The sequence below is a fragment of the Pseudomonas atacamensis genome, from assembly GCF_017167965.1.
In the GTDB taxonomy this organism is placed as follows: Bacteria; Pseudomonadota; Gammaproteobacteria; order Pseudomonadales; family Pseudomonadaceae; genus Aquipseudomonas; species Aquipseudomonas atacamensis.
In genome coordinates this window covers 3,850,696-3,863,311 of record NZ_CP070503.1, presented here as the reverse complement: position 1 = coordinate 3,863,311, position 12,616 = coordinate 3,850,696, and the positions used below count along the sequence as shown (strand labels likewise).

Below are 12,616 nucleotides of genomic sequence, written 5' to 3'. Positions count from 1 at the left end.
CTCTGTGGGGCCAGGTGTTAAACGTCATAAATAGGGGAAGAGCCTTCAAGCTCTTCCCCTATTTTGTATCTGGAGTCTGTACATGGAAAACCTGGATGCGCTGGTCTCTCAAGCACTAGAGGCTGTGCAAAGCGCTGAAGATATCAATGCCCTGGAGCAAATCCGGGTTCAATACCTTGGCAAGAAGGGCGAATTGACTCAGGTGATGAAGACCCTGGGGAATCTGCCGGCCGAAGAGCGTCCGCAAGTCGGTGCGCTGATCAACGTTGCCAAGGAACGTGTTACAGGCGTTCTCAATGCGCGCATGGCATTGTTTGAAGAAGCCGAGCTGGCTGCCAAACTGTCTGCCGAATCCATCGACGTGACATTGCCGGGCCGTGGCCAGACCTCTGGTGGTCTGCACCCGGTCACCCGGACTCTGGAGCGCGTTGAGCAGTTCTTCACCCGCATTGGCTACGGCATTGCCGAAGGCCCAGAGGTCGAAGACGACTACCACAACTTTGAAGCGCTCAACATCCCAGGCCATCACCCGGCCCGGTCGATGCATGACACCTTCTATTTCAATGCCAACATGTTGCTGCGCACCCATACCTCGCCGGTACAGGTCCGCACCATGGAATCGAAGCAGCCGCCGATCCGCATCGTCTGCCCGGGCCGCGTCTATCGCAGCGACTCCGATATCACCCATTCGCCGATGTTCCACCAGGTCGAAGGCCTGCTGGTTGATCGCGATATCAATTTTGCCGATCTCAAAGGCACCATCGAAGAATTCCTGCGGGTGTTCTTCGAGAAAGAACTGGCCGTGCGTTTCCGTCCTTCGTACTTCCCGTTCACCGAGCCATCCGCTGAAGTCGATATGGAATGCGTGATGTGCAGTGGCAAAGGCTGCCGCGTCTGCAAGCAGACCGGCTGGCTGGAAGTGATGGGCTGCGGCATGGTTCACCCGAACGTGCTGCGCATGTCCGGCATCGACCCGGAAGAGTTCTCCGGCTTTGCCTTCGGCATGGGCGTCGAGCGTCTGGCCATGCTCCGTTACGGCGTGAACGACTTGCGTCTGTTCTTCGACAACGACTTGCGGTTCCTCGCGCAATTTCGCTAGTCGTAACGAATTCTTAGGAGAGCAGGATGAAATTCAGTGAACAATGGCTGCGTGGCTGGGTCAGCCCGCAGGTAGATCGCGACGAGCTGGTTGCCCGTCTGTCGATGGCCGGTCTTGAGGTCGATAGCGTTACGCCGGCCGCCGGCGTATTCAGTGGTGTGGTGGTGGGTGAGGTGCTGAGCACCGAGCAGCATCCGGACGCCGACAAGTTGCGCGTATGCCAGGTCAGCAATGGCGCGGAAACCTTCCAGGTCGTGTGCGGAGCGCCAAACGTGCGCCCGGGCCTGAAGATTCCGTTCGCCATGATTGGCGCAGAGCTGCCGGGCGACTTCAAGATCAAGAAGGCCAAGCTGCGTGGCGTTGAGTCCAACGGCATGCTGTGCTCGCAGGCAGAGCTGCAGGTCGGTGAGGGCAACGACGGTCTGATGGAGCTGCCGGCCGATGCGCCGGTGGGCGAAGATTTCCGTGTGTATCTGGATCTGGAAGACGCCAGCATCGAGGTCGACCTGACCCCGAACCGTGGCGACTGCCTGTCCCTGGCCGGTCTGGCCCGTGAAGTCGGCGCGCTGTACGCCGTGCCGGTAACCCGTCCTGTGGTCGCTGCGGTTGCAGCGGTACACGACGAAGTCCGTTCGGTCGAGGTGCTGGCCCCAGCGGCCTGCCCGCGTTATCTGGGCCGGGTCATCCGTAACGTCGACCTGTCCAAGCCTACGCCGCTGTGGATGGTTGAACGTCTGCGCCGCGCCGACGTGCGCAGCATCGACGCTGCGGTCGACATCACCAACTACGTGATGCTCGAGCTGGGTCAGCCGCTGCACGCTTTTGATCTCGCCGAAATCAATGGCGGCATTCGTGTGCGCATGGCGGAAGAGGGCGAGAAGCTGGTTCTGCTTGATGGTCAGGAAGTCAGCCTGCGTAGCGATACGCTGGTCATCGCTGACCACACTCGTGCACTGGCGATCGCCGGCGTCATGGGTGGCGAGCACAGCGGTGTTTCCGCGACCACCCGTGATGTGTTCCTCGAATCTGCGTTCTTTGATCAGATTGCGGTTGCCGGCAAGGCACGTTCTTACGGCTTGCATACCGACGCTTCGCATCGCTACGAGCGTGGCGTTGACTGGCAGCTGGCCCGTGAAGCCATGGAGCGCGCCACTGGCCTGCTGCTGGAAATCACTGGCGGCGAAGCTGGTCCGATCATCGAGACCGTCAGCGAGCAACATCTGCCATCGATTGCACCGATCACTCTGCGCGCGCAGCGCATCACTCAGATGCTCGGCATGGAGATGGATTCGGCACAGGTCGAGCGTCTGCTCAGTGCCTTGGGCCTGAGTACTACCGCTGATGGCGAAGGCCAATGGCGCGTTGAAGTGCCAAGCCATCGCTTCGATATCAGCCTGGAAGTCGACCTGATCGAAGAGCTGGCTCGCCTGTACGGTTACAACCGTCTGCCGGTTCGCTACCCGCAAGCGCGTCTGGCACCCCAAGCCAAGGCCGAAGCGCGTAGTGATCTGCCTGAGCTGCGTCGTCTGCTGGTTGCTCGTGGTTATCAGGAAGCGATCACTTACAGCTTCATCGATCCGCGTCAGTTCGAACTGTTCAATCCAGGTGTCGAGCCGCTGTTGCTGGCCAACCCTATCTCCAATGACATGGCGGCCATGCGTTCGTCTCTGTGGCCAGGTCTGGTCAAAGCGCTGCAGCACAACCTCAATCGTCAGCAGGATCGCGTGCGTCTGTTCGAGAGCGGCCTGCGCTTCGTTGGTCAGCTTGAAGGCTTGAAGCAAGAGCCGATGCTGTCCGGGGTTGTTTGCGGTAGCCGCTTGCCGGAAGGCTGGGCGCAGGGTCGCGACACCGTTGACTTCTTCGACGTCAAGGCTGACGTGGAAGCGGTACTGGGTTTCGCTGGTGCCTTGGATTCGTTCACCTTTGCTGCAGGCAAACACCCGGCGCTGCACCCGGGGCAGACCGCGCGCATCGAGCGTGAAGGTCGCGAAGTAGGCTTCATTGGTGCGATCCACCCAGAATTGTCGAAAGCCTTGGGGCTGGATCGTCCGGTGTTCGTCTTCGAGCTGGTTCTGGCTGAAGTGGCGCTCGGTAAAATGCCGAAATTCCACGAGTTGTCGCGCTTTCCTGAAGTGCGTCGTGACCTTGCACTGATCGCGCACAAAGACGTCGCGGCCTCGGCTGTACTGGACGTAATCCGTGAAAATGCAGGCGAATGGCTCACAGAGCTCAGGCTGTTTGACGTGTATCAGGGTAAAGGTATTGATCCTGATAGAAAAAGCCTTGCAGTTGGCTTGACCTGGCAGCATCCATCGCGCACTCTTAATGACGATGAGGTGAATTCGACGACGCAAAATATCCTCACCTCGCTCGAACAAAGGTTGAACGCCACGTTAAGGAAGTGACGTATGGGGGCTTTGACGAAAGCTGAGATGGCGGAACGTCTGTATGAAGAGCTGGGCCTGAACAAGCGGGAAGCCAAGGAATTGGTAGAACTGTTTTTCGAGGAAATCAGGCATGCTCTTGAAGACAACGAGCAGGTCAAATTGTCCGGTTTCGGCAATTTCGACCTTCGGGACAAACGCCAGCGGCCTGGCCGCAACCCGAAAACGGGGGAAGAAATCCCGATCACGGCTCGCCGTGTGGTCACCTTTCGTCCAGGGCAGAAGTTGAAGGCCCGAGTTGAGGCTTATGCTGGAACCAAGTCATAACGACGAGCTACCTGTCATCCCGGGCAAACGCTACTTCACCATTGGTGAAGTCAGCGAGTTGTGTGCCGTAAAGCCACACGTGCTGCGCTACTGGGAGCAGGAGTTTCCTCAGCTCAACCCCGTCAAACGCCGCGGGAACCGCCGGTATTATCAGCGCCAGGACGTGCTGATGATCCGGCAGATCCGCGCGCTCCTTTACGATCAGGGTTTCACCATCGGCGGCGCACGTCTGCGTCTGTCCGGCGACGAAGCCAAAGACGATACCACCCAGTACAAACAGATGATTCGGCAGATGATTGCCGAATTGGAAGATGTCCTGGTGGTGCTCAAGAAATAAAAAGCGGCGTTTGAATACTTCCAGTTTTCAAACGCTTGCGATATATTCTTGAGCGCTCTTCGAGGTGAAGAGCGAGATGCAACATCAGTCGGGGCGTAGCGCAGTCCGGTAGCGCACTAGCATGGGGTGCTAGGGGTCGAGTGTTCGAATCACTCCGTCCCGACCATTATTCCTGATTAGAATCAGACACTTAAGCCGATCAGATGGATCGGCTTTTTTGTGCCTGCGCAAAACCCGCGCAAAACTTGCGCAAAACTACCCGGTGATTTCGCTGATATTCAGATCAGGAATTGCCTCTGACCAGACGATCTCGGCATGGTCCTTCTGGTAGTTCTTCGTCATGGTCTCGCTGGCGTGGCCGGCGATCTTCTGACCGTCCTTCCCGGCTTTCTGATACAGGTGCAGCGACAGCGCTCGCACTTCATGGAAGCCCGGCATTTCCTCTTCCTTCCATCCCTTGTAACAACCCGCCGCATCCCGGGCCTCCTTGAAGGCTCGCGTCAAATATCGCTCTTCGACCTGCGTCCAGTGGTCCTTCGTCTGCGCCTGCTTCTGCTTTTTGCGGTCTGGGCGGCGATGTATCAGGTAGGGCGAGACGATGTCATCCCGGCACCGGCTGATAACTGCCTGGAGTTCTTCGGTTACTTTGAACCGGATCCAAGCCGCGTCGCTGGCCTTGGCCGTCTTCTGCTGAACCACATACAAAAACCCTTCCCGAACACCATCGAACCGCATATTCAAGATGTCCGTCCGGCGCTGCGCGGTGATCAGTGCCAGGTCGATTGCGTTCTGCAGCCAGAACGGTGAGTTCTCCCGAATGGCCTTCAGGCCTTGGACGGTGTGTCGCTTGCGCTGCTTCTTCTCAATTCGATTGATGGTGCTGGCGGCCGGGTTATCCGGGCACAGCCCTTTTGCCGCTGCGTGGTTGAAGATGTCGATCAGCAGCGCGCGGCACTGGTTGGCAGTGCGCGGGGTGAGGGCGTCCAGCATCTGCGCGATCATGCGGATCGTGATCTGATCGATGGCTTTGCCTTCGAACTGTTTCCTGAAACGACGGAAATGCACGGCGTACAAGCCCAGCGTTCCTTTTGCGAGTTCCCTCGGCGGCAGAACGTCGCGTTCGTATGCGTCCAGGAAGCCGGCGAACGATTCCGATGTGCTGCCCATTACGGCGCCGACCAGGTCAGCGCCGCGCATGAACTCCAGATTCAACTGCTTCGCGGCATCGATCGCCTTAATCCGGTCAGACCCGAACTGGAACCACTTACCGTCGGTGGGCCGGCGGTAGCGATAGGTCGAGCGCCGCGAATCGAAGTACAGGTTCTGCGGTAGGCTCTTGTTCGCCTTGTTGCGCGGCCGTGGGACCATCATGCAGCTCCTTTCAATACCATCGCGACCAGATCATTGCCGTCCGAACGGCTGAACGCCGTCCAATCAACGTACCAGAGTTTGCCAATCTGCTCGCCGGGCACCTTGCCGTTGCGGATGTAGTTGCGGATCGCCTGGGGGCAGGGTGGTGTTCCGTTTTCACCCCAGCGCCGGCGCTGGAATTCACTGATCTTGATCAGCTCTTTTTTCATTGGTGATGCTCCATGCCGCGCTTGGCGGCAGAAGGTGGGGATGGTTCAGGGTTTGAATTCTTCGGCGGCGCACAGCTTCCGCGCGTAATCGAGCAGATCAGCGGACCAGTCGAGGCCGACGCCGTCGTCGAAAGCGAAAAGCATTCCCGCGAGGGCTTTACGCAGGTTTCCTTTTTCTTCGGTCAGTTTGATCACCTCTTCGTGAAGCCGCTCGGCGTGATCCGTCCATTCCTCAGCCATGATTTCGAAATGCTCGGCCGGCTCCCACGGGGAAGGGATAACGTTCGTCACCCAGTCATTCCAAAGCTCAACGCTTTCACCGCGCGCGATACGCTCCTGCTTCATACGCTCACCGAGATCGCGCAACTCTTTCGCGCGCCGCTCGGCGTCTTCTTTGTTTAGGCACGGGTACTCTTCGCCAGGGCCAACGCTGTGGATCGCCCAGAGTTTTACGGTGGGTTCGGCCAAGGCTTGGCGAAACACGGAGACTTCATTGCAAAGCGAAGGCCCGCCCTGTGCGACATCTGGGTGGCTCTCCATCAAGGTCAACGCTCGCTCGACAATGTTTCGGTCGAGCGTGATGACCTCGGTGGCCGGGGGCGCTGGCTCCATCATGGCTTCGATGACACGTTCAATTTCGGACATACGAATTCCTCGCCCGCCGTACACCGGCAGGCTGTTGAGTTGAGGGAGGGGTTACTTCTGGATCAGTTCGGCGGGGACCTTCACCGTGGCGCCGCGTTTGGCAAACACCACGGCGCGGAACACCGCGATGATTCGGGTTTCGCCGGGCTGGCGGTTGAACGGGTCGTTGGTGGCGTCTGCCAGCCATGGGTGCCGGTGGCCAACGTCGACCCAGACGCCGTACTTCGTGATCAGTTGCTCGGCGTCGGGCAGGGCGAATAGATCCAGCTGTCCCGCCACGGGCTGCTGATCACCCTCGATCGCGTTGATTGCCCAGTCCAGCGCCGGGCCGGTCAGTTCCTCGGTGCGGACGCTGACCATGCTGTTCATTGCTGTCGCCTCTGGAAGTCAGTGCAGCGCACGATCACCGTCTGCCCGTGGCGTGATAGCGGCGGCATGGTGCTGAAGGGAAGGTGGCTGCAATTGCGGTGGGCGTGGGTGCAGGTGGCGCACATGCCTCCTTTGGGTTGATGGGTCATGGCCGGGCCTCGCTGATGCGGGGGACAAAACCGCCGAGATCCGCCAGGCTCTGCAACGCGATCGCGCAATCATCGCCGAAGGCAAACATCGCGCTGCCAGCACCTGATCGGCCTTTCTTGTGGCTGTTCTCGTGCCCGGGCACAAAGGCGATTCGACCCTTGATCAGCAGAGTGGCCGATGCGGTGGCCATTGCTTCCTGAAACCACTCGGCATCCGTGCGGCTGAACACCAGCGCAATGCCGTTGCCATGAGCAATCAGGCGGCGCATCCAGAAACCTGTATCTGGGCCGTATGGCGGGTTCATCCAAACCCGGCCCGACCATTCCTTCGACAGGCCGTCATCGAAGATCGTGTACTTCGTGTTGGCCGGTACCGCCGTCACATAGTCGTGCGGGCTGGATGGGTCGAGGTCGAACTGCAAGCCGAGCCGGTCGAATATCCAGGCCGGCGTATACCACTCGACGCTCTTGTGCTTCGGTGGCGCCGCGCGGGCGCCGATCATTCCGGTCATCGCCACGGCCCCTTGTATATGAGGTAGGCCATGTAGAGCGGGGCGGCTATTGGAATCAAGATCATAGTAGGTCTGCTCCTGCTTCAAGTAGGCCGTCGCGGTCTTCGCGCAGGTTGTTACGTTCAGCCTTGAGCTGGTCGCGCTCTCGGATCAAAGCCTTAATGGCTGTCGAGATATTCCGGTGGCCGAGTGTAATGGTGATGGCCTGAGCTTCGTCGAACAGCTTGACCTTCTGGTCTCGGTCGTCTGCTGCTCGCGCGGCCAGCTCTTTTTCGTGGATCTTGAGGCAGCGCTTGCAGGTGACGTACCGCCAGTCATTGGTGAGCTGCTCGTCGGACATGTCGCCGTCGGTGCCGCAATAAACGTGCTCTGGCGGATCCTGATCAGCCTCGGTGCCGCCGTCCCACGGGTAAAGGTGAATCGCTCGTTTGCTCATCCGATCACCGCCTTTATGGTCAGTACCAATGGAAGCCAGAAGAAGAGGGTGCAGCCGAGTGCGCACTTGGTGATCATGGCGTCAGCCTCTGGCCGAGCATTACGTCAGTGACGATTTCCCAGAGCTGCGACGGTGACCACTGGTAGCGGTCGAAGTCGGTGTCAGGCTGAACGCCGTAGGTGCAAGTCGAGTGGGCTCCGTCTGGGTATTCGCCGCGCTTCGCCATGATCGTGGCGACTCGACCATCGCCGCCGGGCTCTGTGCGGTGATAGTGGTACGCCCGAGTGTTGTAGTCGTTGCCGGCTTCCACGGTGATCACGCCATCCGGTATCAGGTGCGCGCGGCCGTCTGGAGTCCACGGCCTACCGCCGCCCGGTGTGCGAGCGCCCTCATGCAGATACAGCACAAATCCCCCATCGTCACAGCGTTCCAATTCAAAGCAGTGATTGATCTGCTTGCCCGCGATCACCCGCGAAGTGAAGTTGAAGCGGTGGTCATGGATTGCCGAGTGCTTGAAGCAAGCGCGGCGCGGCAACTCTGGATGCCAAACGTGCAGGCGTTGATTGCCCTGCAGCTGAACCTGTACGAACCCGAGGCCGTGCAGGGTGATCTTGTCGGTCATTACGTCGTCGATGATGCTCACGGCAACACTCGTCCTTGCCGCTATAGCGGCTGACTTTGAAGGGGGGAGGGAGTAATTTTGCGGGCGGAGTACTGATGTACTCCTGTCAGGCAGTCGCGGACTTTACCGTTTTTTTCTGCTGGCGAGCCCGGTGCCGTTCGTATGGCCCATCCGGCAGATCGGCGATTGCGTTGGCTGCTTTGATGAGCAGGTTGCCTTGCTGCTCGAGCGCCTTCGGCACGAAGTGTTTGAAGCGTGAGCCGGCTGGGTAATAGGTGTCATACGCCATGCGGCTGCACACGGTGGACGCCTCGTCGAGTCCGTTGCTGCGACCGTAGGCGATCAGGCCTTCCCGCTCCTGGGCAAGCTCATCAATCTTCTGATCCGCTGCGTTCAGTCGCTGCTGCAGGGCTTGTTCTCGCGCCAAGGATTCCGCGAGCAGGTCGGCGTCAGACTTGTAAGGCGCTGGGCATTCACCACTTGGTGGCTCTGCGTATGTGCCGCGAACTTTGCAGCCCCGGCAGATGACAAGTCCGCCATCGTCGCCCTCGACGGCCTCATTGGAATGCTTGCTCATGACGGATCTCCAATCAATTGTCGGTACCGGTGTAGGTGCGCCAAGGCACCTTCACGCCGTTTACGAGGAATCCCCAGTCACCGCGCCACTTGCTGGTGATGAAGAGGGTGATGACGCCACCTGGGGATACCTGATCGATGCGGTGGTATTCGCCGTGCAGCAGTTCGGCAGTGTCGCCCGGGCGCCGATCGAGGTATTCGGTAGCCAGTGCGCTGGCGGGGACGTTCAAGCCACACAGCGCCGGGTCGTCGTGATCAAGCAGTCTCTGCTCCGTGTACCAGCCGCGCAGGATGATCGTCCGGGCGTTCCATGGGTGATCGTGAAGATCCCGGTCTTCATCCGGCCGCATGATGTGATGAATGCGGAACGACCACGGGCACCACCACAGAGCCGGCTTGTGCGTCTCCCTGCTGTAGGGGTTGAACAGCCACCAGCGGCCCATGTACATCTCGGTGCCGTCGGCGGACATGATGTGCTGGTACGGGGTGAGCTTGGCGTGGGTTATTAGCCAGTCGGCGATGGCGGTACGGGCCAGCAGCTTGGCGACCAAGCGCCAGAAGAGATTTATCATGCAGCCTCCGGGTCATGTCCTGGGCAGCCGTTGCCGGCGAAATCGAAACCCTCGCAGGGCGGCCCGAATGGGAGAACTTCTTTGCCTTGGGCCAGAGCCTCTAGTAAATGATCCTTCGCCTCCTCGGCGGTGCATTCGCGGCCACCCTCCATGCGGAACATGCCTTTGAGCTGGCGCTTGCTGAAATCACGCAGCGCACCGCGGACGCTCAGATGAATGTGGAAGGTGCGACCTTTGGAGCCGAATGAATCGGTCGGTTTGTAATCTGTTGGCATAGCGGCCTCGCGTTGACTGTTACCGGACTGATAACATCACTAAATTGGCTAAGGGGAAGTGATTTATATGAAGGACAAAGTTAATTGGGTTGTTTGCGTTTTGTTATTTTTCAGTGGAGTAATATGGGGAAGACTCTTTACTCAAGATGATTTTTACAAAGTTTCTAATATTCATGACATGTTTGATATTTTTGGAGCGGCAGCAACAGTAGGCGCAGTTGTGTTGGCGATGTTCAGTTTGAATTCCTGGCGAAAGCAAGGTAAGGCTGAGTCCGATCATGAGCTGGCGCGAAAGGTGGTAGTCGAGCTCCGAAGATATCAAGAAGAGCTTGTAAGGACCTGGAGCTATGCCGAATCTTCTGTTGCTCAAATTCAAAACGATACATGGATTGGTGACGGAGGCCCGGATAATTCTTTAGTCGGCATATACGAGAGCAGGTTGAAAGAGGCGAAGGATGCTAGATCAGCGCTCGCAGCGATAGAGATTGAGACCTCAGAGCTTTGGGGGGGCATATTTGAAGAGCAGTTCATAAGAATTTTTCATTTGGATCATTTGTTTTGCTCTTTTATAGAAACATATTTGAGGTTGCTAATTCGTGGGACTTTTGATGATCAATCGGAAAGTATATCGATTGAGTGTCTTCGACGTTGGGAGAAACTTCAAGGAGAAGGGTTGAAGGACTTTGACTCAGCAAAGTCGTATATATCGGAAGCTATTTCAATGCTCAAAGATGAGGCAAGAAACAAATTGCTCGAGTGATTAGGTATTCCAATATCGTTGATGCGTACGATAAGATATTTACCTCGCCGGCTGGCGTGATACGTCTATTGGGTTGATTATTTGCACTCAGCAAAACCTGACGGTGATTGCGATGAGCACGAAAACTGATGTGGAAGCGGTGCGCCTGATCGGCGATGAGGTTGTCCGACTACTCAGCCTTCCTGATGAAAGGCTTGAGGTTGAAGTTCGCCATGGGCTTAGGCTGATCGCCGAACTGGCGCGGTGGCGAGACCTGGCTGGCTTATCCAGCGCAGAGCCTGCTAGCAGAGTTCGTTGAAGTGGGGTATTTGTGTTCGGCCCGGCATGGTGCTGGATTAAAACTGTGATGCGAGGTTAACGAAGATGGCATTGCCTAAATACGCCGAGGGCCGTTCAAAAGAGGAGCTTGTGCGCATTACCTGTGAGGCCTGTGCGACGAGCAGGTATGGCCTGCTAAACAAACCGTACGCAGCTACCATTAACGTTGGAATTGATCCTGAAATATTCGTTACCTGTTTGAAGTGCGGGCACAGGCAATTCGACGCCGAAAACTGGAGCGATATCTGAATAACCCAGCGCAATAATAGAGGGCGGGTCAGGCGCGCCGGACTTTGAAGTGGAGCATCGCCCTGATGCTGTGGCAGTAATCCTGAAGCCGCTCGTAGGCCTTGTATTTGGCCTGACTTCGAGTGGCTGCCCATACCCTGACCAGATCTTCGCGAGCTTCCCGATTCCAGTCGAGATCGTCCCAGTCATGCTTGAATGGCAGGACCAGCCACTCCTTGAGCGGAAGCGTCTCGGCCATCTCGCCGTACTGCATTTCGTGGGTGGGGTGGTAATTGCCGATGCGCTTCTTTGGGTCTTCGTCCAGCACCACTCCGATGTAGTGGCCGCGATCTGCCAGGATGACACCGGGCTTGCCGTAGGCGATGACGCGACGGCCGATTTCGGCAGGCACCTGATAGTGCTGCCGGACGTATGCGCAGTTGTGCCACATGGATTATCTCCAGTCAGGCGCCGCCCTCCGTGATCGGTGGTGGCAATTTGGTGTGAAATAGGGTTTGATTCTCAATCGGCTTGGAGCCGTTAGGAGAAGCAATGTCGAAAGTAGAAAATGCGGACAGCCCTGCGGCGGAAGTGAAAAGCATCGGCGGCGATACACTTAAGAAAAAAGCTTTCATAGTCACACCAATTGGAGGCGCTGACTCATCAACTCGAAGGGCTGCAGACGGACTCATTAGTTCGGTCTTGAAACCTCTTCTGTCTGAACTGGGATATGAGACGCATGTAGCACACGAAATTTCAATAACAGGCTCCATTACGCGTCAAGTTATCGAGCATATCCTTGAGGATGACTTGGTCGTAGCTAACTTGTCAGAGCTCAACCCAAACGTGATGTATGAATTGGCAGTTAGGCATTGTTCTGGAAAGCCTGTAGTAGCAATTGCCGAGTTTGGAACAAAACTACCATTCGACATAGCCGATGAAAGAACGGTTTTTTATACCAATGATATGCGCGGTGTGGTCGAGCTCAATCCTTCACTTCGCAAAGCAATTGAGGCGTCCGTCGGAAAAGCTGAACAAGATAATCCTGTTTTGAGAGTGCGGCAAAATCGAGCACTGCTAGAATCATTAGATCAAACTGACGCAAAAACGATACTTATCGAGCGCCTTGATGGGATTGAGGGGCTTTTGCGCGGGTTGACGAATGGCCGGCACTTTGATCAGCCTTCACCAATCGGCAATAAAGCTATCAGTTTTAAAATGAAAGCGTCGGAAGAAACAGCGAAACAGTTTTGTGAGGAAATATCAGTTTACGGATATTTCGTCCAATGGACTGCGATTATGTCTGGCGATGGCGTAAGGGAGTACACAATGACAGTAAGTGGCTCTAACAAAGTAGATTTAGATATCCTTGCGAAAGTTGCAGGGGGCCTAAAAATTGATATGAGGTACATCCAAGTATTTTAACC

The 12,616-nt window shown here is 57.0% G+C and carries 18 protein-coding genes and 1 tRNA gene; 8 read left to right on the top strand and 11 right to left on the bottom strand.

What is annotated here, in order from left to right:
* Positions 1-82 precede the first annotated feature (82 nt).
* The 5 genes from pheS to JWU58_RS17610 all read left to right on the top strand — a co-directional run bounded on the left by pheS (position 83) and on the right by JWU58_RS17610 (position 4,313).
* Complete coding sequence (pheS, locus tag JWU58_RS17630; protein WP_003226365.1) at positions 83-1,099, top strand: phenylalanine--tRNA ligase subunit alpha; 1,017 nt, start codon at positions 83-85, stop codon at positions 1,097-1,099.
* Positions 1,100-1,125: 26 nt separating this feature from the next.
* The gene (gene pheT / locus JWU58_RS17625; RefSeq protein WP_206420681.1) at positions 1,126-3,504 is read left to right on the top strand and encodes a phenylalanine--tRNA ligase subunit beta; all 2,379 of its coding nucleotides are present in this window, start codon (positions 1,126-1,128) and stop codon (positions 3,502-3,504) included.
* A gap of 3 nt (positions 3,505-3,507) precedes the next feature.
* Positions 3,508-3,810: an integration host factor subunit alpha gene (ihfA, locus tag JWU58_RS17620; RefSeq protein ID WP_002553164.1), complete on the top strand. Its 303-nt coding sequence runs from the start codon at positions 3,508-3,510 to the stop codon at positions 3,808-3,810.
* Complete coding sequence (locus JWU58_RS17615) at positions 3,791-4,147, top strand: MerR family transcriptional regulator (protein WP_003179985.1); 357 nt, start codon at positions 3,791-3,793, stop codon at positions 4,145-4,147. The genes ihfA and JWU58_RS17615 overlap by 20 nt, the downstream gene beginning before the upstream one ends.
* 89 nt (positions 4,148-4,236) lie before the next feature.
* Positions 4,237-4,313: transfer RNA gene (locus JWU58_RS17610), tRNA-Pro, on the top strand.
* An 89-nt stretch (positions 4,314-4,402) separates the two neighbouring features.
* On the opposite strand, the gene JWU58_RS17605 is transcribed toward JWU58_RS17610, so the two are convergent.
* The 10 genes from JWU58_RS17605 to JWU58_RS17560 all read right to left on the bottom strand — a co-directional run bounded on the left by JWU58_RS17605 (position 4,403) and on the right by JWU58_RS17560 (position 9,883).
* Positions 4,403-5,515, bottom strand: a complete 1,113-nt coding sequence (locus tag JWU58_RS17605; protein ID WP_206422208.1) for a tyrosine-type recombinase/integrase — start codon at positions 5,513-5,515, stop codon at positions 4,403-4,405.
* Positions 5,515-5,727: a hypothetical protein gene (locus JWU58_RS17600; protein WP_076567171.1), complete on the bottom strand. Its 213-nt coding sequence runs from the start codon at positions 5,725-5,727 to the stop codon at positions 5,515-5,517. The genes JWU58_RS17605 and JWU58_RS17600 overlap by 1 nt, the downstream gene beginning before the upstream one ends.
* Positions 5,728-5,772: 45 nt before the next feature.
* Complete coding sequence (locus JWU58_RS17595; RefSeq protein WP_206420680.1) at positions 5,773-6,372, bottom strand: hypothetical protein; 600 nt, start codon at positions 6,370-6,372, stop codon at positions 5,773-5,775.
* 51 nt (positions 6,373-6,423) lie between these two features.
* Positions 6,424-6,741 (bottom strand): hypothetical protein, encoded by a 318-nt coding sequence (locus JWU58_RS17590; protein WP_206420679.1) that lies wholly within the window; start codon positions 6,739-6,741, stop codon positions 6,424-6,426.
* A gap of 145 nt (positions 6,742-6,886) precedes the next feature.
* The gene (locus tag JWU58_RS17585) at positions 6,887-7,402 is read right to left on the bottom strand and encodes a DNA N-6-adenine-methyltransferase (RefSeq protein ID WP_206420678.1); all 516 of its coding nucleotides are present in this window, start codon (positions 7,400-7,402) and stop codon (positions 6,887-6,889) included.
* A gap of 61 nt (positions 7,403-7,463) precedes the next feature.
* On the bottom strand, positions 7,464-7,838 hold the full coding sequence (locus JWU58_RS17580; protein ID WP_206420677.1) for a hypothetical protein: 375 nt from the start codon (positions 7,836-7,838) through the stop codon (positions 7,464-7,466).
* 73 nt (positions 7,839-7,911) lie between these two features.
* Positions 7,912-8,460 carry a hypothetical protein gene (locus JWU58_RS17575; protein WP_206422207.1) on the bottom strand — a complete coding sequence of 183 codons (549 nt, stop codon included), beginning with the start codon at positions 8,458-8,460 and terminating at the stop codon, positions 7,912-7,914.
* A 106-nt stretch (positions 8,461-8,566) separates the two neighbouring features.
* Positions 8,567-9,037: a hypothetical protein gene (locus JWU58_RS17570; protein ID WP_206420675.1), complete on the bottom strand. Its 471-nt coding sequence runs from the start codon at positions 9,035-9,037 to the stop codon at positions 8,567-8,569.
* Between the two features lie 13 nt (positions 9,038-9,050).
* Positions 9,051-9,608, bottom strand: a complete 558-nt coding sequence (locus JWU58_RS17565) for a hypothetical protein (RefSeq protein WP_206420674.1) — start codon at positions 9,606-9,608, stop codon at positions 9,051-9,053.
* The gene (locus JWU58_RS17560) at positions 9,605-9,883 is read right to left on the bottom strand and encodes a hypothetical protein (protein ID WP_206420673.1); all 279 of its coding nucleotides are present in this window, start codon (positions 9,881-9,883) and stop codon (positions 9,605-9,607) included. The genes JWU58_RS17565 and JWU58_RS17560 overlap by 4 nt, the downstream gene beginning before the upstream one ends.
* A 67-nt stretch (positions 9,884-9,950) precedes the next feature.
* Here JWU58_RS17560 and JWU58_RS17555 point away from each other — a divergent pair, with 67 nt between their 5' ends.
* The gene (locus JWU58_RS17555; protein WP_206420672.1) at positions 9,951-10,643 is read left to right on the top strand and encodes a hypothetical protein; all 693 of its coding nucleotides are present in this window, start codon (positions 9,951-9,953) and stop codon (positions 10,641-10,643) included.
* A gap of 112 nt (positions 10,644-10,755) precedes the next feature.
* Positions 10,756-10,941 carry a hypothetical protein gene (locus tag JWU58_RS17550; protein WP_206420671.1) on the top strand — a complete coding sequence of 62 codons (186 nt, stop codon included), beginning with the start codon at positions 10,756-10,758 and terminating at the stop codon, positions 10,939-10,941.
* A gap of 297 nt (positions 10,942-11,238) precedes the next feature.
* Here the strand turns inward: JWU58_RS17550 and JWU58_RS17545 are convergent, their stop codons facing one another.
* Positions 11,239-11,640, bottom strand: coding sequence for a hypothetical protein (locus JWU58_RS17545; protein ID WP_206420670.1), 402 nt, complete (start codon positions 11,638-11,640; stop codon positions 11,239-11,241).
* A gap of 101 nt (positions 11,641-11,741) precedes the next feature.
* On the opposite strand from JWU58_RS17545, the gene JWU58_RS17540 reads away from it, so the two are divergent.
* Complete coding sequence (locus tag JWU58_RS17540; RefSeq protein ID WP_206420669.1) at positions 11,742-12,614, top strand: hypothetical protein; 873 nt, start codon at positions 11,742-11,744, stop codon at positions 12,612-12,614.
* Positions 12,615-12,616: the final 2 nt, after the last annotated feature.